27 protein-coding genes are annotated in these 23,986 nt (G+C 34.5%); 7 read left to right on the top strand and 20 right to left on the bottom strand.

The window, feature by feature from the left end; translation table 11 throughout:
• Positions 1–232 precede the first annotated feature (232 nt).
• The 4 genes from sigV to R8923_RS04595 all read left to right on the top strand — a co-directional run bounded on the left by sigV (position 233) and on the right by R8923_RS04595 (position 3,323).
• Positions 233–736: an RNA polymerase sigma factor SigV gene (gene sigV, locus R8923_RS04610; protein WP_485871585.1), complete on the top strand. Its 504-nt coding sequence runs from the start codon at positions 233–235 to the stop codon at positions 734–736.
• Positions 726–1,589, top strand: coding sequence for an anti-sigma-V factor RsiV (rsiV, locus tag R8923_RS04605; protein ID WP_485871584.1), 864 nt, complete (start codon positions 726–728; stop codon positions 1,587–1,589). Before sigV ends, rsiV begins: the two co-directional genes overlap by 11 nt.
• A 13-nt stretch (positions 1,590–1,602) precedes the next feature.
• Complete coding sequence (locus R8923_RS04600; RefSeq protein WP_485871583.1) at positions 1,603–2,436, top strand: polysaccharide deacetylase family protein; 834 nt, start codon at positions 1,603–1,605, stop codon at positions 2,434–2,436.
• 284 nt (positions 2,437–2,720) lie between these two features.
• Complete coding sequence (locus R8923_RS04595) at positions 2,721–3,323, top strand: YdeI/OmpD-associated family protein (protein WP_485871582.1); 603 nt, start codon at positions 2,721–2,723, stop codon at positions 3,321–3,323.
• A 361-nt stretch (positions 3,324–3,684) separates the two neighbouring features.
• Here the strand turns inward: R8923_RS04595 and R8923_RS04590 are convergent, their stop codons facing one another.
• From R8923_RS04590 to R8923_RS04580, 3 genes are read right to left on the bottom strand one after another with little or no spacing between them, the layout of a single operon-like run.
• Entirely contained in the window at positions 3,685–5,064 is a 1,380-nt protein-coding gene (locus R8923_RS04590) for a sensor histidine kinase (RefSeq protein ID WP_485871581.1), read from the bottom strand.
• Entirely contained in the window at positions 5,061–5,759 is a 699-nt protein-coding gene (locus tag R8923_RS04585; RefSeq protein WP_485871580.1) for a response regulator transcription factor, read from the bottom strand. The genes R8923_RS04590 and R8923_RS04585 overlap by 4 nt, the downstream gene beginning before the upstream one ends.
• A gap of 24 nt (positions 5,760–5,783) precedes the next feature.
• Positions 5,784–7,268, bottom strand: coding sequence for a multicopper oxidase family protein (locus tag R8923_RS04580; protein ID WP_485871579.1), 1,485 nt, complete (start codon positions 7,266–7,268; stop codon positions 5,784–5,786).
• Between the two features lie 289 nt (positions 7,269–7,557).
• On the opposite strand from R8923_RS04580, the gene R8923_RS04575 reads away from it, so the two are divergent.
• Together R8923_RS04575 and R8923_RS04570 are read left to right on the top strand one after the other, a co-directional pair.
• The gene (locus tag R8923_RS04575; RefSeq protein ID WP_485871578.1) at positions 7,558–7,986 is read left to right on the top strand and encodes a MerR family transcriptional regulator; all 429 of its coding nucleotides are present in this window, start codon (positions 7,558–7,560) and stop codon (positions 7,984–7,986) included.
• A 1-nt stretch (position 7,987) separates the two neighbouring features.
• Positions 7,988–8,542, top strand: coding sequence for an NAD(P)H-dependent oxidoreductase (locus tag R8923_RS04570; RefSeq protein WP_485871577.1), 555 nt, complete (start codon positions 7,988–7,990; stop codon positions 8,540–8,542).
• A 279-nt stretch (positions 8,543–8,821) separates the two neighbouring features.
• On the opposite strand, the gene R8923_RS04565 is transcribed toward R8923_RS04570, so the two are convergent.
• The 14 genes from R8923_RS04565 to R8923_RS04500 all read right to left on the bottom strand — a co-directional run bounded on the left by R8923_RS04565 (position 8,822) and on the right by R8923_RS04500 (position 22,019).
• On the bottom strand, positions 8,822–10,048 hold the full coding sequence (locus R8923_RS04565; RefSeq protein ID WP_485871576.1) for a tyrosine-type recombinase/integrase: 1,227 nt from the start codon (positions 10,046–10,048) through the stop codon (positions 8,822–8,824).
• The gene (locus R8923_RS04560) at positions 10,041–10,256 is read right to left on the bottom strand and encodes a DUF3173 domain-containing protein (protein ID WP_485871575.1); all 216 of its coding nucleotides are present in this window, start codon (positions 10,254–10,256) and stop codon (positions 10,041–10,043) included. Before R8923_RS04560 ends, R8923_RS04565 begins: the two co-directional genes overlap by 8 nt.
• 24 nt (positions 10,257–10,280) lie before the next feature.
• Positions 10,281–10,871, bottom strand: a complete 591-nt coding sequence (locus R8923_RS04555; RefSeq protein WP_485871574.1) for a hypothetical protein — start codon at positions 10,869–10,871, stop codon at positions 10,281–10,283.
• A gap of 5 nt (positions 10,872–10,876) precedes the next feature.
• Complete coding sequence (locus R8923_RS04550) at positions 10,877–11,779, bottom strand: conjugal transfer protein (RefSeq protein WP_485871573.1); 903 nt, start codon at positions 11,777–11,779, stop codon at positions 10,877–10,879.
• Between the two features lie 40 nt (positions 11,780–11,819).
• A complete protein-coding gene (locus R8923_RS04545) occupies positions 11,820–12,836 on the bottom strand; it encodes a bifunctional lytic transglycosylase/C40 family peptidase (RefSeq protein WP_485871572.1) in 1,017 nt (338 codons plus the stop codon).
• The gene (locus tag R8923_RS04540) at positions 12,836–15,046 is read right to left on the bottom strand and encodes a CD3337/EF1877 family mobilome membrane protein (protein ID WP_485871571.1); all 2,211 of its coding nucleotides are present in this window, start codon (positions 15,044–15,046) and stop codon (positions 12,836–12,838) included. The genes R8923_RS04545 and R8923_RS04540 overlap by 1 nt, the downstream gene beginning before the upstream one ends.
• Before the next feature lie 11 nt (positions 15,047–15,057).
• A complete protein-coding gene (tcpF, locus tag R8923_RS04535) occupies positions 15,058–17,508 on the bottom strand; it encodes a conjugal transfer ATPase TcpF (protein WP_485871570.1) in 2,451 nt (816 codons plus the stop codon).
• 2 nt (positions 17,509–17,510) lie between these two features.
• On the bottom strand, positions 17,511–17,912 hold the full coding sequence (locus R8923_RS04530) for a conjugal transfer protein (RefSeq protein ID WP_485871569.1): 402 nt from the start codon (positions 17,910–17,912) through the stop codon (positions 17,511–17,513).
• Positions 17,913–17,923: 11 nt separating this feature from the next.
• Positions 17,924–18,142 (bottom strand): hypothetical protein, encoded by a 219-nt coding sequence (locus R8923_RS04525; protein WP_485871568.1) that lies wholly within the window; start codon positions 18,140–18,142, stop codon positions 17,924–17,926.
• An 82-nt stretch (positions 18,143–18,224) separates the two neighbouring features.
• On the bottom strand, positions 18,225–18,500 hold the full coding sequence (locus R8923_RS04520) for an ASCH/PUA domain-containing protein (protein ID WP_485871567.1): 276 nt from the start codon (positions 18,498–18,500) through the stop codon (positions 18,225–18,227).
• Positions 18,501–18,505: 5 nt separating this feature from the next.
• Positions 18,506–18,679 (bottom strand): hypothetical protein, encoded by a 174-nt coding sequence (locus R8923_RS04515; protein WP_485871566.1) that lies wholly within the window; start codon positions 18,677–18,679, stop codon positions 18,506–18,508.
• Between the two features lie 10 nt (positions 18,680–18,689).
• Positions 18,690–19,058: a hypothetical protein gene (locus R8923_RS04510; protein WP_485871565.1), complete on the bottom strand. Its 369-nt coding sequence runs from the start codon at positions 19,056–19,058 to the stop codon at positions 18,690–18,692.
• A 304-nt stretch (positions 19,059–19,362) separates the two neighbouring features.
• Positions 19,363–20,541, bottom strand: coding sequence for a replication initiation factor domain-containing protein (locus R8923_RS04505; RefSeq protein ID WP_485871564.1), 1,179 nt, complete (start codon positions 20,539–20,541; stop codon positions 19,363–19,365).
• Between the two features lie 35 nt (positions 20,542–20,576).
• Complete coding sequence (locus tag R8923_RS04500) at positions 20,577–22,019, bottom strand: FtsK/SpoIIIE domain-containing protein (RefSeq protein ID WP_485871563.1); 1,443 nt, start codon at positions 22,017–22,019, stop codon at positions 20,577–20,579.
• A 243-nt stretch (positions 22,020–22,262) separates the two neighbouring features.
• On the opposite strand from R8923_RS04500, the gene R8923_RS04495 reads away from it, so the two are divergent.
• Positions 22,263–22,856, top strand: a complete 594-nt coding sequence (locus R8923_RS04495; RefSeq protein ID WP_485871562.1) for a hypothetical protein — start codon at positions 22,263–22,265, stop codon at positions 22,854–22,856.
• A 268-nt stretch (positions 22,857–23,124) separates the two neighbouring features.
• On the opposite strand, the gene R8923_RS04490 is transcribed toward R8923_RS04495, so the two are convergent.
• Genes R8923_RS04490 through R8923_RS04480 form a run of 3 tightly spaced genes read right to left on the bottom strand, consistent with a single transcriptional unit; the run spans position 23,125 to position 23,979 of the window.
• Positions 23,125–23,517, bottom strand: a complete 393-nt coding sequence (locus R8923_RS04490; protein ID WP_485871561.1) for a hypothetical protein — start codon at positions 23,515–23,517, stop codon at positions 23,125–23,127.
• A 23-nt stretch (positions 23,518–23,540) separates the two neighbouring features.
• On the bottom strand, positions 23,541–23,771 hold the full coding sequence (locus R8923_RS04485; protein WP_485871560.1) for a hypothetical protein: 231 nt from the start codon (positions 23,769–23,771) through the stop codon (positions 23,541–23,543).
• Positions 23,764–23,979: a hypothetical protein gene (locus R8923_RS04480; protein WP_485871559.1), complete on the bottom strand. Its 216-nt coding sequence runs from the start codon at positions 23,977–23,979 to the stop codon at positions 23,764–23,766. The genes R8923_RS04485 and R8923_RS04480 overlap by 8 nt, the downstream gene beginning before the upstream one ends.
• Positions 23,980–23,986 lie beyond the last annotated feature (7 nt).

The following is a 23,986-nucleotide window of genomic DNA, read 5'->3' as shown; positions in this document are numbered from 1 at the left end:
TTTCACTCCTCCTTCATTATATTTCCTGTCATTCATTTCGTCAAAAAAGCGGGTGAGGCTTACCTTTTTTTGTCTACCTATATGTTTAGTTAAGTTACCACATATCATCATATATGAAAACCTGTGAAAATTTGTTACGCTAACCGTAATAAAAAAATTTGTAAAAAAAACAAACTTTTTGCTATGCTATATCGTCTATTAGATATATGCATATTGAGGGGGCCCCTGTTCGATGAAAGAAGAAATACGCGCTCATTTTGTTGAATGCATAACAACCTACCAAGCAGACTTTTATCGTTTGGCATATAGTTATGCAAAAAATGAAGCGGATGCACTGGATATTGTCCAAGATGCAATTCAAAAAGCGCTTTTACATTTAAATACGATCCAAAAACCAGAAGCGCTAAAAAGCTGGTTTTATAAGATTGTCATTCGAACCGCCATAGATTTTTTGCGTAAAAACAAAAAATTAAAACTAGTTGATGGCGAAACTTTAGAATTAATGAGCCAGCAACATGTGGATTGCTATGAAGATATGGATTTAACAAAAGCTCTCGAACGGTTGCCTATTAAATATAAAACTATCATCGTTTTGCGTTACTTTGAAGATTTGCGGATTGATGAAATTGCCGAAATTATTGGCAAAACTAGTAGCACAACTAAAACAAGGCTCTACAAAGCCTTGCAGTTACTTCGCATGGATATTCGCAAGGAGGATTTATTCGATGACAAATAAAGATTTTGAAAGACTAAAAAAAGCCTATAAAAACGTCCCTATCCCAAATGAATTAAATAAACGTGTAGAAAGTGCTTTACAAATTCAATCGAAGAAAAAAAGCCACTGGTTAGCTTGGAGCACATGTAGTGCTTTAGCCGTTTGCTTACTGTTTTCCATTGTTGTGATGACGAATTCAACTGTTGCAAACGCAATGCGAAATGTCCCCATCTTAAATCACGTGATTGCGGTTGTTACAGGTAGCCAATTGAAGGAAAAAACGGAAAAAACGGAAGCTTCTATTACAACGCCTGAAATAAAAGGGCTTTCAAATGATGCCTTCGCAAAACAAATTAATAACACGTATATTCAAACGAGCGAAGAGCTCTACAAGGAATATAAGGACTATGTTTCAAAAAAAGGAGAGCATTACAGTGTTACAAGCTACTATGACACACTTGTTAACACCGATAAGCTACTTGTAGTGCGCTTTACTGTGGAAAAGACAATGGCAAGTAGCTATGTTCAAAATGAATACATTACACTCGATAAAGAAAGTCAAAAATTAGTACGTTTAGATGATTTATTTAAAGATGATGACTACGCCGTAATTTTACAAAACTATATTACAACCTTGATGAAAGAAGAAATGTCAGCTAAAAATTCAGATAAAATTTATTGGGATGAACATGAATTAGTGCCTATTTTAACGAAAGAATACTTTGAAAATCATTTTTATATCGATCGAAATAATGAACTTGTTATCATTTTCGATGAATACGATGTTGCACCTGGTTATATGGGACCCATCTCCTTTGTTATTCCAACAGATGTTATTCAGGGTGAACTAACGAATACAAAGTATATTTACTAAAGGAGTTTTTAAAATGCGTAAGAAAAGATTAGATAAAAAACGAGTCGGAAAACGTTTTCTGGCTCTCTTGCTTCCACTTTGTATGATTCTGTTACTTCTAGTTTGGAAATTACCAAACTACTTAACAGGTCAAGCAAATGAAAATACACAAGTTTCCAGTGAGCCGAAACAAACAAAATCCAATCCTGTTTCAAAAGAAAAACCTGAAACACCTCCTGTGGAAAAAATAGACGGTAAAACGGTCTTCCTCACATTCGATGATGGACCGACGCCTTTTTTAAATCAGTTTTTGGATTTTCTTATGACCGAAAAAACACCCGCAACATTCTTTTTTGTCGGTAATAATTTGCATCAAGCTGATAAAAACACATTGCAACGTTTAAAAAGCTCTCCTTCCAAAGTTGGTTTACATAGTTATACACACGATGCCAAATTACTTTACAGCAAGAATAAGCCAACTTTTTTAAGTGAGATGCAAAAAATGCAAAAACAGCTTCAAGAACTTTCAGGTATTTCTACTAAACTTATTCGTGCCCCTTACGGTAGTACTTACTTAACTGATGCTGAATATAAAAGGGCAAAAGAGGAAGGCTTCCATTTGCTTGATTGGAATGTCGATAGCAACGATTGGCGTTACAAAGATGACACTAGTCAAATCATAAAAACTGTTTTATCCCAAGTTAAAAACTTAGAAGATTCTAACAATCCTCTCATCATCTTATTTCATGAGAAAAAAAGTACGCTAAAGGCTCTCCCCCCTATCATTAAAGAATTAAAACAACAAGGTTATCAATTTAAAGCTTTCAGTGAGGACACACCATATTATAAAAATTTTAAAGAACGCTAATTGCCTATTTCATTTAAGGAGGTAGCTTATGAAGATTCTTTTATTCTCTTGCAAATTTCTACTAATTGTTATACTCGTTTTCTCCCTTTTATGGATCGCTTCGATTCCAGTTGCCAACGATTTTAGTGAAATTAAGTCTATGCTCTCTTCCACTACCAAATTTTTACCACATCATTATTAACTTACAAATTCCCTATTCTGTGCTATAATTTTCGGGTAATGTTTTATTTTCCAAACTTTTGGCTAAAGAAACAACATGATATTGAAGAAACGAGGTGCTTTTCATGACCAAAAGCAAAATGAACCCGAGAATTGATGAGTATTTAAGTAATGTGAAAAAGTGGTATGCTGAATCTGAGAAACTGCGCTCCATTCTTTTAGAGTGTAACTTGACAGAGGAGTTAAAATGGGGCAAGCCTTGCTATACCTTTGATGATAAAAACATTGTCATTATTCAAGGTTTTAAAGCTTATATGGCACTTCTTTTTTTTAAAGGAGCCTTATTGGAAGATCCAGATGGCATTCTTAAAAAAACGGGAGAAAATACGGTTGTCGGACGCCAAATTCGCTTCACTTCCCTAGCAGAAGTTGAAAAACTTGAAGGCTCTATCAAAGCATATGTGACCCAAGCAATCGAGATAGAAAAAGCAGGTTTACAAGTTCCAAAGCAAGAAAAAGAAGAGATTCCAATTCCGGCAGAGTTCCAAGAAAAACTTGATGAAAACCCTGAACTGCACGAAGCTTTTTTTGCGCTCACACCTGGTAGGCAACGCGGCTATATCCGCCATTTTGCAGAACCAAAACAATCTAAAACAAAAACAGCCCGTGTTGAAAAATATATTCCAAAAATCTTAAGTGGAAAAGGGTTGACAGATTTTAAGTCATAAATCATATTGGTAGCTATAACAAAATAAAAGAACCAAAAACATTTAAAATAGGCTTTAAATGTTTTTGGTTCTTTTCGGTAGTGTTTCAAACTCTCTTTTGTACATATATTTAAAATATATTACGCAGTAGCTGGGTTAAAAATGATCTTTCTTCTGATGAAAGCTCCATTTTCAACATGGTAGCTATAACAAGAAATAATGCTAACGCAGCCAGTAAGATAATCCATTTTTTATAGCGACTCATATTTACTCCAATCTAAATTCGGAAAGAAATTATTTTATTCTAGCATATCACAATATCTATATAACGTCTTCTTAACATAAAAATGATTCAAACATCCATACATCGATATATGAAATTCTATTTAGGGAGCTGGACGATAAAAATACTTCCCTTGCCAAGTTCACTTTCTACGCGAATATTCCCTTTATGAGCCCGAATAATTGATCTAGCAATAGCAAGCCCAATACCTTTGCCACGAGAACCATTATTCCGAGCTAAATTTGTCATATAGAATCGATTGAAAATGTACTCTTGTTCTTCAATTGGAATACCTTCACCCGTATCCATCACTTTAATAATAACCTCATCCCCCGTATCCGCAGCCTGTACAATAACTTTTCCTAAAGCAGGTGTAAATTTTAAAGCATTTGCTAAAAGGTTCGTTATGACCTGGCGAATTTTATCCTCATCTGCGACTAATTCAATTTCAGGAGTGATAATTTCTAGTCTCACTTTTTTTGCCCCGTACTGAGCCTCAAAATTATCACGCAAAGTTAGTAACATCCGCTTTAAATCAAAATGACGTATATCAAGATTTTCAATATGGCTTTCAATTGCCGATATTTGTTCAATGCTGCCAATGAGGCGAGTGAGGCGATCAACTTCATCATAACAGCTTTTAAGACGCTCCGGGGTCACTGACCAAATCCCGTCAAGCATTGCTTCAATATGTGCTTTTACAGTCGTTAAAGGCGTTCTAAGCTCATGTGCAATATCTGTTGTTAAGCGATTTCTTAATTCATTTTGCTTACTAAGACGTCTTGAAAGCTCATTAATGGAGAGTACAAGTTCATTAATTTCAATTGTAGGACTTTCCGGTAGCATCGTTTCAAGCTGATTACCTTCTGCAATCTCTTTCGTCTTTTCATTTAAGCGAACGAGTGGATAACTTAACCGCCTGGACATCCACGTCACAATAAAGGTGAGTAAGAAGAAAGCGGAAATTGAGACTATTAGTAAATTCATTTTCATATCGCGCATAAAAGCAAGGTCATGCTTCGTATAATTTAACGGACCTACATAATGAATATCTAACGTTGCAATCTCTCGCCCATTTGAATCATCGAGGTCAAATACTTTCGTCATTTCTTCCGTTTTAGTTGGATTTTTCTCTCGCAGCGCTTCCATCTCTTTCTGACTTTCAATTTGCTCGCTTTCTGTTGGTGTGAAAATAGAATTTCCCGACACATCAAATAAAATGAGCCATTGTCCCTTAGAAGCAATCGATTCATTTATTTGCCTAAGCCGCTTTGTATCCCACGTATTTTCACTTTCATTGTAAGCCAGTAAAACGCTATGTTCGGTTTGTTCCAACATTTCAGTCTGCTTTTCCTTGATGTAGCGTTCGAAATGCGTGTTCATTAAATAGGCTGTAATAAAGCTAATTGACCCAATAATCAAAACAGAGAGTGCCGCGAATCCAAAAATAAGTTGTGTCTTGATTGTTCGTTTTTTCATTCTGCACATCCAAACCGGTAGCCTTTTCCGTATATGGTTAGAATAAATCTTGGCTTTTTCGAATCGACTTCTATTTTTTGACGCAAATTTTTAATATGTGAATCAATTGTCCTATCAGAATTTATTGAATCAAAACCATACAGTGCCTCGACAAGCGCTTCACGCGGAAAATATTGTGCTGGGTTTGCCGCCAGTGTAAGGAGCAAGTCAAACTCACTTTTAGTCAAAAAAACCTCTTCTTCATGTAAAAATACTTGCCGAGAACCCGGATAAACGATGAAATTTCCGTGGTCAAAGGCTAATTTATTGTTGTTCTTTTTACTCATGGAACTTCGCCTTAAAACAGTCTCTACCCGCATAACAAGCTCTTTCGGGCTAAATGGCTTTACAATGTAATCATCTGCGCCTAATTGTAATCCCGTTAAAATATCCTCCTCTTTTGACTTCGCCGTAAGCATAATGATGGGCGTATCATCACCACTTATTCGGATTTCTTCACAAATTTCCAAACCAGATTTATCAGGCAACATCAAATCTAAAATAATTAAATCTGGATTAGTTAAAGTGAACTTCTTGAATGCGGTTTCACCAGAATCCGCTCGAAATACCAGGTGGCCATGGGCAACTAAATAGGCCTCCACTACATCTAAAATTTTAGGCTCATCGTCTACAATTAAGATTTTCAATGTGAACACTCCCCGTGCTGATAATTTATATTTTTAAAGCACCTTGACTTGTCCCATCATACCGTTTTCCTCATGTTCTAGATTATGACAATGATACATAAACACCCCTTTTTGACTAAAGCGGATTTTTAGCTTGACCGATTCATTTGGCGCAATCAAAATTGTATCCTTAAGCCCTCGTTCATTGCCCGAAGCAAGGTTTCCGTTTCGGCTTACAATTTGAAACTGAGTCCCGTGAATGTGAAATGGGTGATCCATTCCTCCCATCATGCCGCCTTCATTTTTGACTTCCCAAATGACCTCCTCACCTTTATTTACTATTTTATCAATACGATTCATATCAAATTTTTGCCCATCAATTGCTACCATATGTCCCATCCCAGAAAGCGTCATTTTTTCCGCCTGCACATCCTCATCAGTTACAAAAGAAGGCATTTGATTAAGGACTTTTTCCTGCTTCTTCGTTTGAATGAGCGAATTTGCTACATTAAAATTTAAAATGGTTGCCTCACCATCTTTTAACGCCACTTTCTTATTTTGCATTTTCGTAAAATCTATCAAAATTTCAGCTCGCTCACCAGGCGATAATGTTAAATTGGCTAGTGAAACTGGTTTTTCAAGAAGTCCGCCATCCGTTGCAATTTGCGTCATTTTTGCCCCATTTGAAAGCGCAAATTTATATGAACGCGCATTGGAACCATTCACCATTCTTAGTCTAATTTTATCATATTTCACATCAAGATATGGACGTATTGTCCCATTAATAACTAAGTTTTTCCCTTGCGTTCCGTCGCTATTTTGATCGTTTTCATAATCAAATTGATTGTTTGCTGTAAAATTGCGGTCTTGTATCAGAACTGGGAAGTCATTTTCCCCGTAAATAGAAGGAAGGTTTTTAGTCTTTTGATTTTCATCATCAATGTAAATGAAGCCAGTAAGGCCTCGATAGACTTGTTTTGCCGTTTTTCCTTCTGGATGGGGATGAAAAAAGAGCGTCGCCGCATCTTGCTTTACAGTGAAACGAACTTCTTTTTCACTATTTTTAGGTACAATTTCATGTGGTCCTCCGTCTGAGATAGCGGGTACAATAAGGCCGTGCCAGTGAAAACTTGTTTCCTCATTCAGGCTATTTTTTGTTCGAAAAGTAACTTTCTCCCCCTTTTTCAATCGAATAACAGGACCTAAATAATCCCCATTATAACCGAGTGTCCTCGTTTTCTCCCCTATTTTAATAGCGGACTTACCAGTCTTTGCTTCAATATCATAAACTATTTGTCGACCATTAGCTTCCGATGGTTCAAGTATATCTGGTATTTTTAGAGGATTTGCCTCTTCATCTATATCTTCTAAGGCAACAACTTTATCTTTTCCTCCCATAAACATGCTCCTCGTATCCATATCTCGATGTTTATTTACCAACATATTTTTATTTATCAACCGAGAGCCAATAAATAAACTACTTGTAAGAAGTAAAACGCCAATGACGACACTCAAAATTAAAATTTTTTTCAACCTCATCCCTCCTTTATACGTATAGATTAGCAAATCTCTATGGAGAAAATATGGAGAATTTAGATGTGCTCTCCATATTTTCTCCACGTTCTCGTGGTACTATATTTCTATGGTAAACAGCAAATTGTTGTTTACTGCCCCACCTAGTTACCAAAAGAGCGAACTGGCCTTGTCGCTCTTTTGGTTTTTTGTGTTTAAAAAGCAACATTCAAGCTGGAAAAGCATCTTTTTGACTGCTAGAGTTGACATTAAACCAAGCTTCAATGTTATTCTTAAAAAAAGGAGGGCAATGCTCATGAGTACAATAAAAGTAATTGCGGAAAAACTGAATATTTCTGTTTCAACAATTCGATACTATGAAAAAAAAGGACTACTAGCTATTCATAGGAAAGAAAATAACTACCGCGAATATAGTTTGGAAGATGAAAAAAAATTAAAACTTATTTTAGTGATGAAACACTCTGGATTTTCCATTCAAGAAATAAAAGAATTATTATCTTTAAATAGCGAACAAGTTCCAGAGGATGATTGCATTAGAGAAACAAACCAAATAATTTCAAAGAAAAAGAATGACATGCTACTGAAAATTGATACCTATAAAAAAGTTGTAGCATTGTTAGATATGATGAAACCCCTAGCTACTGCTAAGACTACGCCAGAAAGTCAACTTGCATTAGAAAAACAAGTTGATTCAATATTTAAAAAAGCTATAAAGGAGAATTAAAATGAAGACGACAATATTAATAGGACACCCATACTCAAAGAGTTTTAATTATGCAATTTTAGAAAAAGTAAAATTGAAAACGAATGCAACGGTAATAAATTTAGTAGAAGATAATTTTAATCCTGCTATGTTATCAAATGACCTTGCTGGCTTTTCTAAGGGGAAATTTGCAGATCCTCTTGTAGGAAAATATCAGGAAATTTTATCCCATACTGACAAATTGATTATCATAACACCCATATGGTGGTACGGACTTCCAGCGATATATAAAGGATTCCTTGATAAGGTCATGTTAAAGGGATTTGCCTATCGCGAAGAAAAAGGTCGGTTGATTGGAAAAATGAGCAACATTAAGGAAACCATTGTGATAACCACTGCGGAAGCACCTAAATGGTATATACAATATTTTGCAGGTAATCCAATAAAGGCATTAAAAAATCGTGTATTTAAAGATATGGGGATAAAAAATGTGAAATGGCTTCATCAAGGGAGTATAACAAAAACAACCGAAGAAAATAGAAGTAAGTTTCTTGACCATGTCGGAAAAATTTCGTAAGTAACTTTTAGAGTGAATAGTGCGGGGAATGATTGAATGGATACTTTATTCGTCTATCAAAGTAAGATCCAAAAAAACATATATTAATGAAATTCCTTATACAATGATTAAAATACAAAATCAAGATCTTAATTAGTCCAGAGCACTCGAAAAACGGAATAAAAAAGAGCTCTAAACTCTTATGAATGCAGAGTTTAGAGCTCTTTGATTATTATTCCCACTCCACGTAAACCACTACTCTCCTATCCTTACATTATCAACGTTTCTAAAAGAAAAAAGTTAACTTGGCAGGGGTTTGGCAGGGGTTTTTTTCACTACTTGATTTCCATTAAACTCTATACTTGAACTTTCCGCAAATGTAAAGCTTATATTTCCATTCATTTGTTCCGCCAAAGATTCGTCATTTCTACTCCACAAATGAGCATAATGTTTAAGTGTAATTTCAGGGCTAGAATGACCTAATCGTCTGGAAACAACTAATATATCTGCGTTAAATTCATTAATTAGATAACTTACATGTGAATGACGTAATCCTTTTCCTTGAACGACTGGTACCTTAGCTATTTTTGCATATCTTTCTATTACCCTTTGGACGGTTGAACGGTATAAGGGTAAATCTGTATAGCTTATAATATAATTCTCAATTCCGTGTTCCTGTTGAACCTTCTTCCAATCCTCTAACAGTTTGATTGTGTCCCCATCTAAAGAAATAACTCTCGTTCCATTTTCTGTTTTAGTATATGGTTTCCTGAAAAATTCTTTTTGATTAATCATATCTAAAGTATGATGAATTCTCATTTTTTTTCGCTTCAAATCTATATCGTTCCAATTCAAAGCCAGTCCTTCACTTACTCGAATACCCGTCATATAATACAACCAAATCATAATAAAACACATATGTTCATAGAAATCATCTTTGTATATAACTGCCAGAACCTTTTGAAATTCTTCTTTTGTCCAGTAAGAAACTACCGATTTCCCTTTGGGTATGGCTTTAGTTCGTTTAGAAATATTTTCATCTAAATAGCGCATATTAACAGCATAATCTAAAGTTTTTCTAAACATTCCATATAAGAGAGAACTATAGGCTTGTGAATATCCACTATCATTCAATAACCAAATCCTATATAACTCACAATCTTCAATTGAAATCTCTCTCACCTTTTTTCCCGCAAACCTATCTCTTATTTTTAATAATCCAGTTTCACGAGAACTCCATGTACTACGTTCAACATTTGACTTATAAAAAGGCAAATAATTATTTTCCATAAACTGATAATAAGTTAAATCATAATTTGAATACCCATTTAGAACAAGATACTCATTTTTTAACCTAGTTAATTCCTTATAAGCTTCTCTAGCTGAAGAAAATGGCTTACCATTTTGATCCTTCCTCCCCTTTTTTTGTATCCTTTTTCCGCTTATTTTGTCAATCCCAAGTTCTACCTGATAAAAAAATTTTCCATTATTATCAGTATAGACACCTGTATATCTTGTTTTAGGCATTAATACTCTCTCCTTCAAGAGAAACACCTATTATTTCCTCAACTACATTTTTCGGTACATATCCTAAACGCTTATTATTGTAAAACGAATATCCTCTTTGTACCATAATTTGCTTAGCTTGTCTAATAATCGTTGAAGCTGTGTGAGGACGATACCCTAAAACTAGTAATTCTTTTTTTGAAACTGTACTTCTAACCACTTTCTTCACCTTCCTTCAATCCTACAAATTCAATTAATTTATAATTCCAACCTCTTGCTTATTTACTAACCAAACATCATCATTTTTAACAAGTTCCAAATCCAACAACATTTGATTCACCATTTTAGGATTTTTTTCAATTTGAAAAGATGTCCATACACGAACCGTCATTTTACAAGTCGCATCTTCCAAATAATATTTACCTATCTCATACTTTTGTAACTTACTTTCCAGTCTTAATGATTGATTTGCGCTAACTCCTTCACTTTTATTAAAGTAGCTTACCATTTCAGCTGTAATATATGGTTGTAGATTTTCGTTGCGCATTATCGTACTTGTGTAATTAAATTGATCTCTTACGTAATTGATAACCAAATCATTAATTCCATCAGGCAAACTCTCTCTGTTACTAACATTTTCGTTTTCCTTTTCTAATTCATTTACTTCTTTTTCCAAGTCACCTAAGCGCTGTTGTTGAGCTTCCATCACGCTTCTATCTTCTTCCTGCTGTTTCACGTAAGGTTTTAATTTATCTTTATATGCATTTTCAGAAATCGCAAAATGAGTATAATAGCCTAACCCAAAAACAAGGAGTACACTAATCAATATGAGCACTTTGCGCATAAAAATCACTCCAAACTCTTAATAACTAGCTCACCAGATTCTTGTTTAGTAAGCTCCGCATTGTATTCATTCATGATTAACATTTTTGTATCATTATCCTTATACTGGCAATAAAAATGGACATCATAACCATTTTTGACTTTATTAATAACCAAATTATCAATTTTAACAAATGTATAATTTTTATCAATAGGCTTTACATCTTTATCTTTGACATAATAAACAATTTCCTTGTCTGTCGCTTTTGGGTATAACTTAAAGAAAGTGTCTAAGAAACTTTGAATTTTTTTCGTTTCCTTCGCTGAAATCATATCCCCATTATTAATTAATTTTTGAGCTTCATAATTGGATTTATTAGGACTTGCGGTCACAACTGGATTTTTAGTAATCACGTAAGAGTCCTTATCTTTGTGCACATGGACAACATACGTTGTATAAAAGTCTTTTTTCGATTTTGTCAGATGTTGCCGAACTTGATAGGTAACTTTATAATCTTTACCTTTGGACTTGTTTTCTGAAATGTTTTTAACTGCCCAAATTTTAAATTCCTTAACTTCTGTTTTTTCTTTTGCTTCATTTAATATTTCATAATTCATTTGAATTAAATCTTTCTGAAAATACTTCTCTAGTTGTGTTTTCTCGTATTCTTTCGCTTGCGGCGAGACATCAAATGCATAGTATTCTCTCGCAAAGTTTTCAACAAATTGTTCAACTCCTGAAATATCGTTCGTTTTTTCTTGAATAACTCTGGTTTCATTAATTGTATGTGTGTCAACCGCCGTAAAATTGTTATAAACACCAAACACAATGCTTGTACTTAGTAGCCCCCACCCTGTTATCAACATTGTTTTTTTGAACTTTTGGCGAGATAACTTCAATACTTTATTTTGCTTCTTTTTTTCCTTCATAATTTCCTCCAATCAAAAAGCAGACTCAAAAGAATCTGCTCTAGTTTGTTTCAATACGCCCTATACCTACGAGATGCTGTTGCCAATAAGGTAAAGTTAAATCTGCATAGCCAATTGGATCGCCTGCATGGTACATTTTATTATTTCCTAAATAGATGCCTACATGGCTTATTTGGGTTCCTGAATTATAAGTTCCCGAGAAAAACACTAAATCCCCAGCTTTTCCTTCTTCTAATTTAAAGTGTTTGGTCGCATCATACTGCATTTGCGCTGTCCTCGGTAGATTAATTCCCGCAATACCATAACACCATTGAGTGAGCCCACTACAGTCAAAACTTGTACTTGGGGAAGCTCCTCCAAAAACATACGGATACCCCTGATATTTCAAGGCTTCCGTCATTATTTTCTTAACCGTTTCATCTGAAAAATTGACAGGATTAAGATATTGCTGAACTAGCTTCACATAATACATATTCCCATAACTGTAACGAAAGTTCCCATGACTGTCTGCAACTGGATTCGAGTACGGAACTTTCTTTCCCCTTGCTTTATTTTTAGAAAACTCTTGTGCCAATTCAAAAGAATATTTTTTCCCCTTATTTTCTACAAAGCCAACGAAACCACCGCCAAAATTATAAGCCTGAACTGCGGTTAATTCATCAATACCTTTCTTTTTACAGCTTTTAATCAAGTCCGCAAAATATTGACATGCTTGTTTAATAGATGCCTCTGGTTGCAAAGAATTAACGGGCAATCCCAAACTTTCTGATGACTGCATGACATCACTTCCCTTACCGCCACTTTCGACCATCATAATTGCAAGCAGATAGTCCACATATTCTTTAATCCCATATTCTTTACAATATTTTTCTACAAGTGGTTTATAACTTAAAACTTCTTGCGATATCCCCATAGAAACGACATTTCCCGCAACTCCACTATCTTCTTCCTTATTTTCCGAAATAATAGCAAGTATCCCAAAAATCATAATCGCACAAAAACTGATTGCTAAAAAAGAAGGAACTAACAGCCATTTCAAATATTTGATATATGCCATTAGTCTTTTTTATCCTTTTCTAGCCAGTTGTATAATACATCTTTACCAGTCGCACGTTTAAAGTGTTCAAATTCTGCTGATACTTTCGGTTTCTGAATTACCTTCGGCTGTTGATGACTCGTTTTAGGAACAGATGGGGCTTTCGCTCCAGCAGGTTTTCTCATTTTTAGAGAAGTCGCAACAGACGAAGAGCCTGTTTTATAAAATTGCGACCCTAAATTCGGTGAAGAAATCGAGTCATTATTTACTCGTTCACTAAGTGAATACTCTGCTTTTCTTCCTGCCCCGGTAGGAAGAAGATGTTTATTTTTTATCGCTTCCGTAAACTTCTCATTAGCTAATTGTGCATTTACTTTGTCCACTTGTTCATTGGTTGCTTGCGGTATTTTTCTTTTTGCCAAAGTTCTATCTAAGTTCGTTTTAGCACTTGTAAGAATAGGATTTTCATTGGTTGTTTTTCCTCTTTGCGTTAGTCTATCTTTATTATGAGCCAGTTCTTCTCTGCGTTTTGCCTCTGCTTCCTTACGCTGTTTCTGTAATGCATTACGTTTTTTAAACAGTTCCGTTTCACGATTAGCCACACCAGTATTAAATTTATCTTTTTGTTTCTGTAATCCATCTTTCGCATATTTAGGCGTATCGCCAAGTTTCTTTTTCAATTTATCCTTAACATCTTGTGGTTTGTTTTTAATGTCTTTTAAGTCGCCGTAACGCTTCCCTAGCTTCTCTAATTTCGATTGTGGTGTATGCGGGTCATTATTATGACTTTCTAGTTGACTTTTCCCTTTCCGCCTTACATTTTGGGATTGAGGTCGAACTCTGCGCCTTCCCATTGGTTTCGTCATTTTTCGCAAAGCGCCATAAGTTAATGCGCTCTTGGCAAATCCAGTAATGCCTTTTACACCTTCACCTTGTAAACTCATATAACCTAAGAGTTCTGTCGTTTTAAATAGCGTTCCGACATATACAATAATTTGAATAAAAATCAGCCACAAAAAGCTACTCGTTGCGGTTAAGCTATACATCATGGCAGAAATAGACATCATCACGGTCATAATTAACGTGATTCCCGTTTTAGTTAAAAGCGCATTAATTACTTTATAACTAGCGTACCAAGCTGACTTCTGACGGTTCGGAATCAAAGCAAATACTAATCCCACGACTAAGAAAATTGAATACACAATAAACATAATTTGTGAGTAAATCATAATGCCTGACAAGATGAGTACACAAATACTAATGATTAAATTTAATATCAATACAAGGCTAACCATACCCAAGCGGTCAGTGACTTTTTGAAACCCCATATTGGTATTTTTTTGCTTTTCTACTTCCTCTTTAGCAACATCTGCACGCTTACTATCATTGGCGTAAGGATTTGCTGAAAGAAGCTTATCGATTCTCTCCTCTCCGATTTTATTTTCGTTCATTGTTCCGTATTGTAAAATTAAATACGGTTTTTTAATCTGAATATCAAACAACAATTCACGCATTTTCACTTCTGATTTTTTGTTTTTGTCCGTGTATCCTGGTGCGTCTATTTTTTTACCTGTAAAGGTCATATTCGCCCCAATATCTAAAATAGTTGTATTAAATTCCTTAGAAAACGTATTGAGTTCACCTAAATATTTATCCGAATAGGCAATGAACCCCATAGAGCCAATTAACAACATGGCGAAAATAAGCACTGCTGATAAAGCTTTTTGAAATTGTTTTTTCAGCATACCCACCCAGATAACATAAGCACCTAGAACTAGAATTAAAATAGGAACTAAAGACGGATATAAACCACTATTCATAAATCCGTGTTTATTAACACCTGCTAGATTCTGCATATTTTTGGATAAAGCTGAAATGACATCAGAAATAAAATCCAATGAATAAGCTTGTTCCACCACATAGCCAACCAAGTAGCTTAACACGACATTAATCGACCATATAAAACAAGTCATCAAATACAATGCATAATAGGCTGTATTAGAGATTCCTTCCCCCCATTGCCATGGTAACCAATCCCAAGAAGTATCTACATAAAAATCTAATTGGTAATTGTCTATGGGATATTTCGTATATTCTGCAACTACTTTTTTCGTTTCCTCTATCCATGCATTTGCATCAGCACTGATAGGCGAATTCAAAAAGAAAATAGCTAGCACAAAAAAGAGAGCAAGCCCCACGCTTACCCCCTTCCAAATTTTATTAAAGTTCACATCTTCACCACCTAGTTTATATCCATTGGCGGACGTGTATCGAATGCCTTAAATAAGTCTTCAAAAACGGCATCAAACTTTACAATGCCTGTCCGCCCTCGAATATCTTGAAACAGACATTCGCCATTATTTAGATTTCTCAATCGGTGTTCATTTTCTTCCGTATTTTCAAGGTTATAGAATTCAAATGTTTTCTGAATTTCGATAGGGTCAGTAGAACGAAACGCAAATTTCATACCAATATTATTCTTCATTTTTTCGTCTAACAGGTCATCCGTATTTTGTGTAACGAAATATACTCCTGCATTCATCGCACGTCCAGCACGTACTAATTTATTAGTCAATGCTTTTCCTTGTGCCACCTGTAGAACTGTCCAAGCTTCGTCCAAATCTACTATTTTAAATATTGCCCTATCTGTTTGAATAAATTTAAGCGCAAAACTAGAAATTACAATCATCATCGCCACACTTAGCATTTCCATCGTTGTATAGTCCTCAATTTTATCATCTTCGCTAGGTAATATTAAATCGGCAATTTGGATAATATTAAGTGGCTTGTCCAATTTAATTGTATTATCTACTTGCCCATCACTAAATAACAAATGTGCAAAGTCATAGTCAACAAAACTTTCAATGTGACTTGCTAAACTATGAGCTATCTCTTCATCAGAAGCATTTAATTCATGAATAATATGCATCATGCCTGGATTATCCATCTTACTCACATTTCGTACTGCTTTCAAAAGCAGAGGAAACTTCACCGCATCACGTACCGAAATACCTGTTAGAAAAGTAATAGTATCCACGGCTAAACGTTCTGCATCTTTTCGATTTTCCATAATAACAAATGGGTCTAATAACCCCTTATTTTTTTCATCACTCGTCAAATTAACAATATTTAACTTATCTTTTAAAAACACTAAATCATTTAGCCAGTTGTAACGTTCGCTTTTAGGGTCAACGATTAAAGTTTTAGCTCCGAATAAGGTCGCATAATACACTAACAAATTATTATTAAACGACTTCCCACCACCAAGCGAACCAATAAAAGCAGAAGCAAGGGCATTAGTCACTGTTCCTTTTATTCCTTGTGCCGCCGCCCATGGCTGAATTCTGACTGTTTTTCCTGTGTCAATGTTATAGCCAACATAGATACCTGTGTCTTCGCCTAGCGCTTGTGTTGCACCAAAACCTAAACTTGCTATCATATCTGCCGTCACATATTGCACATAATCATTCATATAACGTGATGAACTCGGAATAAATTCCTTATGAAGTCCGTCCATATCCCCATAGGAGCGTTCTAAAATAATAGAATAATCATCATAGTAATCTTTCACTTGGGTCACTCGTTTTTGCAATTCTTCTTCGGAATCCGCAGACACTCGAATTACATAGCTTAGCTTATACATGCTTTCTTTTGTTTTGTCTAATATGGCTTCTAACTCGTCCGCATCATCTCTCGCATCTGATAAATTCCGAGTTGAATCACTGTTATTCTCGAACGCGTGTTCATCTAAATTTTTAAGTTCTTTCTTTTTATTCCGAATCGTTGTTAATGCTTTTTTATTCCCCATACATTCTAAATTTATCGATACATCAATAGGAAAATTAAATTGTTGTTGTTGATAATAGATAATTTCATTGTCAGGGAAACTTAAATCTGATGTAATATTTGCGATAGATAAATACGCCACATATTCTTCAGTATCCGCATTGGTTAATTTTAAGAATCGTTCTTTTTCTTCAACTAAGGTATCACTTAAATTCAAAATGTCATATGTCTTAATCAATTTTTTATCCTTTTCTACTTGAGTATCAAATGAATAGTTAAAATTATTGTAATCCACACCTTTTTGTCCATAGTGATGGCGAATAAGATAAGCAACGTCTTTGGATTCTAAAGGGGTTAAACGAAAACGGCGATTAATTTTACTATATAAAAGTCGTTCTACTTTCGCATATCGCTCAATTTCATCTATATCCATAGAAGTATAATCATTGAATAGATTTTTGTTCACACTTGCAAAAAAGCTTTTTACATTATTTTTAACATCTGACCAAAATGTTTTAAATGAAAGTGGTCTTTGTTCATCATTTAATACTAATTTGAAGCCCACATAATACTTATAATCAAGCTCATTTTCGCCCAGACTATTCACAAGTTCTTCCGTTACATTATTGACGTGTTCTATTGCAATATCTTTTAGTTCTGTATCTTTAATATGCTTTTTACTTTTCTCTTGAGTATCTCGAATACTTTTTTCAGTTGATACAATTAGCAATTGCATGTTACCCTCTCGACTTTGTGCAATTAATTGACGTAAAGAATCATAGATGGAAAAACGCTGTTCAGAACTTAAAAAATTGTAGTTATACGCTTCTAGTTCATAGTAGGCATAACATTCATTATTATGATTAAACACTAAATTATTGTCTATAAATTTTATTGGAAAAGCCATGTTTACCTCCTTACTGTTTGAATAAATATGATTTCTTCGTCTACTACATATTTTCGTTTCAATTTGAATTGCTTATTTGATTTCATTTTCTTATGCCGTAAGTGATAACGAATCACCGCAAACAAAAAGCTATACGGTTTTTTTGAATCAAACGTTTTTTTACTCACAAACCATGTAATTAAAATCGGAATCGCAACATTTTTAAATAAGACACTCTCGATGTAACAAAGCGGCGGTACATCATCAAGCAATAGCATCGCCATAAATAAGCATACAAACCAAACAAGTTGTGATGCCGTGACTGCGAAGGGTAACTTTATATCTCCCAACGCATGAAGCACCATTTCCACGTTCCATATATTCGTATAACTTTTAACATCACGGTATTTCTTTTTTTCTTCCAACACTTTCACCCCTACTTAAAGAACTGTGTAAATAGTTTTAAAAACATGTCTTTGGCAACATCAGGCGCAAACACGAAGCCAACACCAATAATTGCAACAATCACAAATGTAATGATTTGCACCAGTGATCGTTTTAAAAATAACCAAACGCCTGCTAGAATAATCGCAACAAGTGCGATTGGTTGTAAATTTGTACTTATCCACTGAAATATATTTTGTCCGAAATTCATTTTTCTTTTTCCTCCTTATCTTTCAATAAAAAAACCTTCTATTTAGTTCCTTGCTTCATTTCGTTTTCCTAATTTAAATACGTCACACCACCTTACCTATATTCAAAACAACATAATTCCTTTTCTGCTTAAAATTGGTGATATATGTGACCAAACATTCTATTTTCCTCCCTGTGTAACCGCCTGACCACTCTTTTAACAATAATTTATCTCCAACCTGAAAATTTCTATCATTTTTGCGAACTTCAAACGTTTTAAATCCTAATTGGACTTGTTCGAAGTATTCAGGTTTAATTTTTAAATCATGCGTCATACCTGTAAATCTGATTTCATTTTGTCGAGCCTGCCATAAGTCCACCTTATTCACTCCTCACTTAAAATTCGTTCCAAACTATCTCTAACAGCATTCTCAACCTTGTTTTCTAGTAACAATTCAATTTTCTTTATTTGACGCTTATTGGCCAAAGCAACAGCCATATAAATCACTAGGAAAACGAACAACGCAATAAGTGTTATTCCCATCATGATATTTTGCATGTTCTCACCCTCATTTCACAAGCCGATTATGATGAATAAAAAAGAGATAATTTTCTAATCTCTTTAACAATTCTATAGAATCCACATCTACACAATAGACTTTTGTATTATTCATTTGCTTAAATTTAGGATTATAGGAGCTTTTATAAAAAGTAAAACGGATAGAAGAATAGGTTTTTACCTGTTTTCGGTGTGAGCCAAATTCTTGGTAAATTGTTGTGCGCCCTTCCACAAATAGAGTAGTATACTTCCCAATATCTTGGAAATAGACTAATGTATAATTACTAACACCTTTTTCCAAACTCCTTGAAGGCTTCGCAACATTCCCCTTCAAAAAGCCCATATCTTTTATCTTTTTATCAAAATCAGTCGTATACATCTTAAACTTCCAAGCAAGATACGATTGTAAAAGGACGACGCTTAGATATGATAATCTGATAATAACAATCATTAAAAATTACTGTGCATTCATTATTTGTTTCTCTCAAAACAAATAACTCATTCCTCTTACATTGAAATTTGTTACAAAGCAATTTTTCTAGTTCCCTATCTCCGATAGCTACCTTATTTTTCAAAAATAATGAAACTATAATCAAAGTAATCAAAATACACACTGTACTAATATACATCTCATAACCTCCTCCTTTTCTTACAAAAAAAAGACTGAATGAAGTCCCCTCCAATTAGCCTATTAGCTTTTCATTAATTAGCTCTTGAAGTTGCAACAAATCTTGTCTTTTTCCCAGTTCAATAAATTCTTGGGCACTTGCTTGTAAGTTTAAATACTCACTTTCTTGAAACTCTTTTTGAACTTTCATCGCTATCGTATCTTTATCCATCTCACTATTGCGGAAATATTGTATCGCATAATCCTCAATCATATCTTTATGTTTAGGTGTCAATTTCGCATTATCAATTAACATGGTTAGATTATCTCCGCCTACAATATTATCAATGGATTTCATAATTTTTAAGGACGGAGCAATAAAATGTTTTATCCACCAAAACAGTTGCATGTAATCTTTTTGCTTCGGATTCATAACCAAACGAATACTTTTAATATCTTCCATAAATTTTTCCCAGAATGGATAAGTTTTCCATCTACTTTTAGTAGAGTCGTTAGGGTTTCTTTGCGCAAAACGCATATTATAATGAAGTGTACCTAGCGCCACTTTTGACACATCTTGATGCTGTAACAATTCTTTCACCGTTGCCACTGCTTTTTCTTGCCGAAAACGGAGCTCATAACGATTCCAAGATTGAGAGAGCATTTCTTCCATCTCTTCATCTGTCAAATTCAATTTTTCCGCTTGTTCATAATTTTTTTCATAAAAAACGATGTATAACAGGCTTTCACGTGAGCCAAAACTAATTGTTCGACCTTCTCGTTTTCCATCACTTAAATTAAACTTCCCATAATCAACACCCGCACGTAATTTACTAATACATTCTTGATTTTCAGCCATTTCAATAATATCTTTAATATCAAAATACGTACGTTTATCATCTATCGCTAAATCTAAGCGAGGAACATTAGAAGCATATTTCATCGCGTCTTTTAAAAAATCAAACCATGTTTCATTGCGACCTTCTAACCATGTTTCAAATTGCCGACAGCCTTTCCCTGTCAGCAATACATGATAATGCAAATCCGTGGCTTTTCCTCCGCCTTCTAGAACTCTGATGTCATCAGATTTCTTAAATGCGCGGTAACCACGAATCCCACTGCCAAGGTCATCACGCATTAAGTGAATAGGAATTTTCAAAAGCTTCTCGCAAATCTCTTCAAAAGACAAATCCATAACCGTTAAGGAAAGCCAGTCAATGCACGCAGTCAACGCGTGCCTGTCTTCACTTTGCATTCTCTACCCCCCTATTAGTAAGGGGGGCGCTTCGCTTATTCTTTTTCATGAATGTCCTCCTTTTCAGCTCGTTCTTCGCCCGAGCTGAAGCCTTCCGCTTGGTGCGCTATGGCTCCGCCGGCACTATCCTGTGCCCACGCGCCCTGCGCCTCAGGCAGTAGCTTTTCTATCTCTTCCAGAAAATTAAATTTTTCAGGTACAAAAGGAGCAAAAAACTCCCTCACTACTTTTGTAGAACCTTTGATATGACAATACCCCCGAGCTGGTACTCCACTGTTTACATAACTTTTCTGCATGTTTTTAAAAGTCATACGATAGCCTTCCGAACTCATATCCCCTAAAGCAAATCGCGCTCCAAGCTGGTCACGAATACTACCCTTTAACGCTTCCGCATCGGGTCTTTGAGTTGCAAAAATAACAAAAAAGCCCATTTGTCTGCCTTTTAAAACTAATTCAGACAAATGCGCATTTATTTTAGCTTTTTCATTCACTTTATCGATTTTATCAATGAAAGCCACAAATTCGTCAAAAATAATAAAAACAGGTTCTAGCCCATAATATGCGTAATTTTTTCCTGTCTTATAATTCGGCAAAGATTTTACATTCACATATCGGGCATTCATTTGTTCTACGGTAATACGCAACGACTGAGCAATTTGATTATAATCTGTGTATACTTCATGTTTGTTTAAGAATTTCGGAACATCTCGCAAATCGGCTAAATCTGCCGTTTTAGGGTCATAAATTTTTAACTTAGCATCAGCTTTCAGTAAAGCCATGACCAAACTCAATAGAAAATAGGTTTTTCCTCCCCCTACTTCCCCAACTACTAAACCATTAGGTGTTTTAACAATGTCCCACGTTAGGCCTTTCATCAGCAAAATTTTATTTTTTTTAACTTTCATCTCTGAAATTTGAATTCTTTTCTTCTCGGGATTCAACTGCAAGGTATACGTGTAGTAATAGCCATCCTTTTCTTCGCACACCAAATCTGCATTAAACATTTCTTCTAGTTTCGGGGCAAGTGTTCGTAATTGTTCTTGAAAAGAATACCCCCCCATAAAACAACTAACTTTAAATGTATCTCCTTTTAACTTAAAACGAATTTTTGCCCATGTAGACATCTCACGTTTCACTTTGAAATTCGGTTTCTCCTCAAAGCCATCTTCTTGCCCCACATCATTCACTTGATAAAATTTACTTTGCCATATCATTTGGGAAAGTCTTTGCATATAGTAAATATGCCGCCAACGTGGAAATAGAATCAAAGCGATCAAAAGAACAATAAATGCAGAATACAACAAATTAAGCATCGAGTATTTTAGCAATACATGGTTATTTAGTACATCAAAATGCTTTAAAAATAATCTCACTTCTAATGAAAGAAATACTATGCCAAAAATACCTAATACCAAAAAACTGATGTAGTGTTTCATAAATGGCATAATTCTCACACCTCTATATTTTAAAGAAATCACGAAACAACTCCTTTCAGGCTTTATTTATCAATAATTTTAGAATATAATATAATTAACGGGAGTTTTGCGAAAAAACTGGAGGGTTATACAATAGAATTATTCAACATCATTACTGTATTGATAGGAATAGTAATATCTCTAATTAGTCTTATTTTCCAACTGATAGACAGAAAAAAAAGCGAGAAAGCAATGCTTCAAACTACTCAAACGAATATAAATATTACGTATGAAGATGTCATTTCAATGGATAAAAACAGAGCATTTCTAGGCAAAATGTTAGAAAAGAGTTTTATAGTACTTGTTTATATCGTGGTTATTGGTTCATGTGTTTACAACGTTTACAGCCTAGACACTTTTAAACTTGAAAATATTGATATTATGAATTTTTCGCAAAAATTAAATAGCCTACTTTACCTTTCTATCAAGAATGCTGGCATTTTTCTTATTATTGTCGCAATCGGTCTAACTGTGGTAAATGGCATCAAATTATTTTTTAAAACAAGTACACAAAATAAAGGTGTTATGATTATCTACATTTTATATGTTATCGGAACGACCTTAACATACATCACTTGGAAAAACATTGACTTCACAACTCTCTTTAAAGCTAATACACCTAGTATACAAAGTTTTTCTGATTTTCTAAATTACATAGCACCGATGTTGTTTCTCTTTCAAATTATCCAATTAATGGCTTTGTCTATACATCTTATAAAAGAAACATTTATTGTACAAATAAAAACAAATGATTTAGAACAAAGATTTAAACATTATGGTACAGTTTGGCTTATCGCATTAGCACCTTTTGCGATTTTTGCGATTTATCAATTGATGTAGCCATGTAATTCTGAAATAGAATGCACACAAAACAACTTGCTATCGCACTATAAAAAACTATTGAATGTCCTAGAAAAAGATGAACCATGCCAAAAAACATAAAATACATTTGCACGACTCCCGTAAATACCAAACATAACATTTTCGCTACATAATTTAATATTTTCAGCACTCTTTCCTGTTTCTTAGACAACTCCACCATTATACTTTCCCCCCACTATTATAAAAGAGCATGGCTTATATTTCGCTCATGCTCTTTCTGTCATCATTATTTTTTATTCGTTACTCGTTCGCCATTTGAATCTGCGAGTTTATCCGCATCAGAAAATGGCAATACTTCCGAAGCTTCAAAAGTATCCACAATTTTCGCCCATGCCGTAGCACGTGCATTTCCTTGCCCCTCAATTGCGCCAGATTGAGCCCTTGGAGCATAAACAACACCAACTAATTTCACTCGTCCTAGAGTTTTGATATTGGGACGCTGGTTTGTTTCAATTTTAATCGCATAACTGCCGTCTTTTAGTTCTGGATTATCACCCGCAACATGATACACAACACTTTCAACTTGTTTGGTTTGGAAATTCTCATTCACTTTTGCATTAATTAAATACACATTTCCTAAATGTTCGTTTACTTGGTTTTCTGTTAATTTGATTTTCATATTAAATTCCTCTTCTCTTTAGATTAGTTAGCTTGTACAGCTAATTTTATATTTTTTCCGACCATGAAATGAATAATTCTTTCATGAATTTCTTTAATACTTATCTTATTTACACATTCCAGTGTAAAATCTACATTATTAGCCCCAATTGTTGCTAGAGCTTCTTTATACGCCAATGTAAAAGTACGAGCGGTAATAATATAGGCTATTCTTTCACCATGTACCATTGCTTTTACTAAATAAACATTATTCATTTATCACATTCCCTTTCTTACTTCTTGTGACTTCGTAAGTTCCTCGTAAAGATAGCACTATGACAATCAACAATCCGATCGCCAAGCAAAGTGTTGCCCATACGTTCACTTGAAACGAAATTGAAACTAACGTGAGTGCTAAAATAACGATATACAAATTTGTTGCAATAACAATAAGCCACAACAAAATATTAAATAAAACTTTCACTTTCCCC

This window comes from Listeria tempestatis, assembly GCF_963575625.1.
In the GTDB taxonomy this organism is placed as follows: domain Bacteria; phylum Bacillota; class Bacilli; order Lactobacillales; family Listeriaceae; genus Listeria; species Listeria tempestatis.
This window is presented reverse-complemented; position numbering and strand designations above follow the sequence as displayed.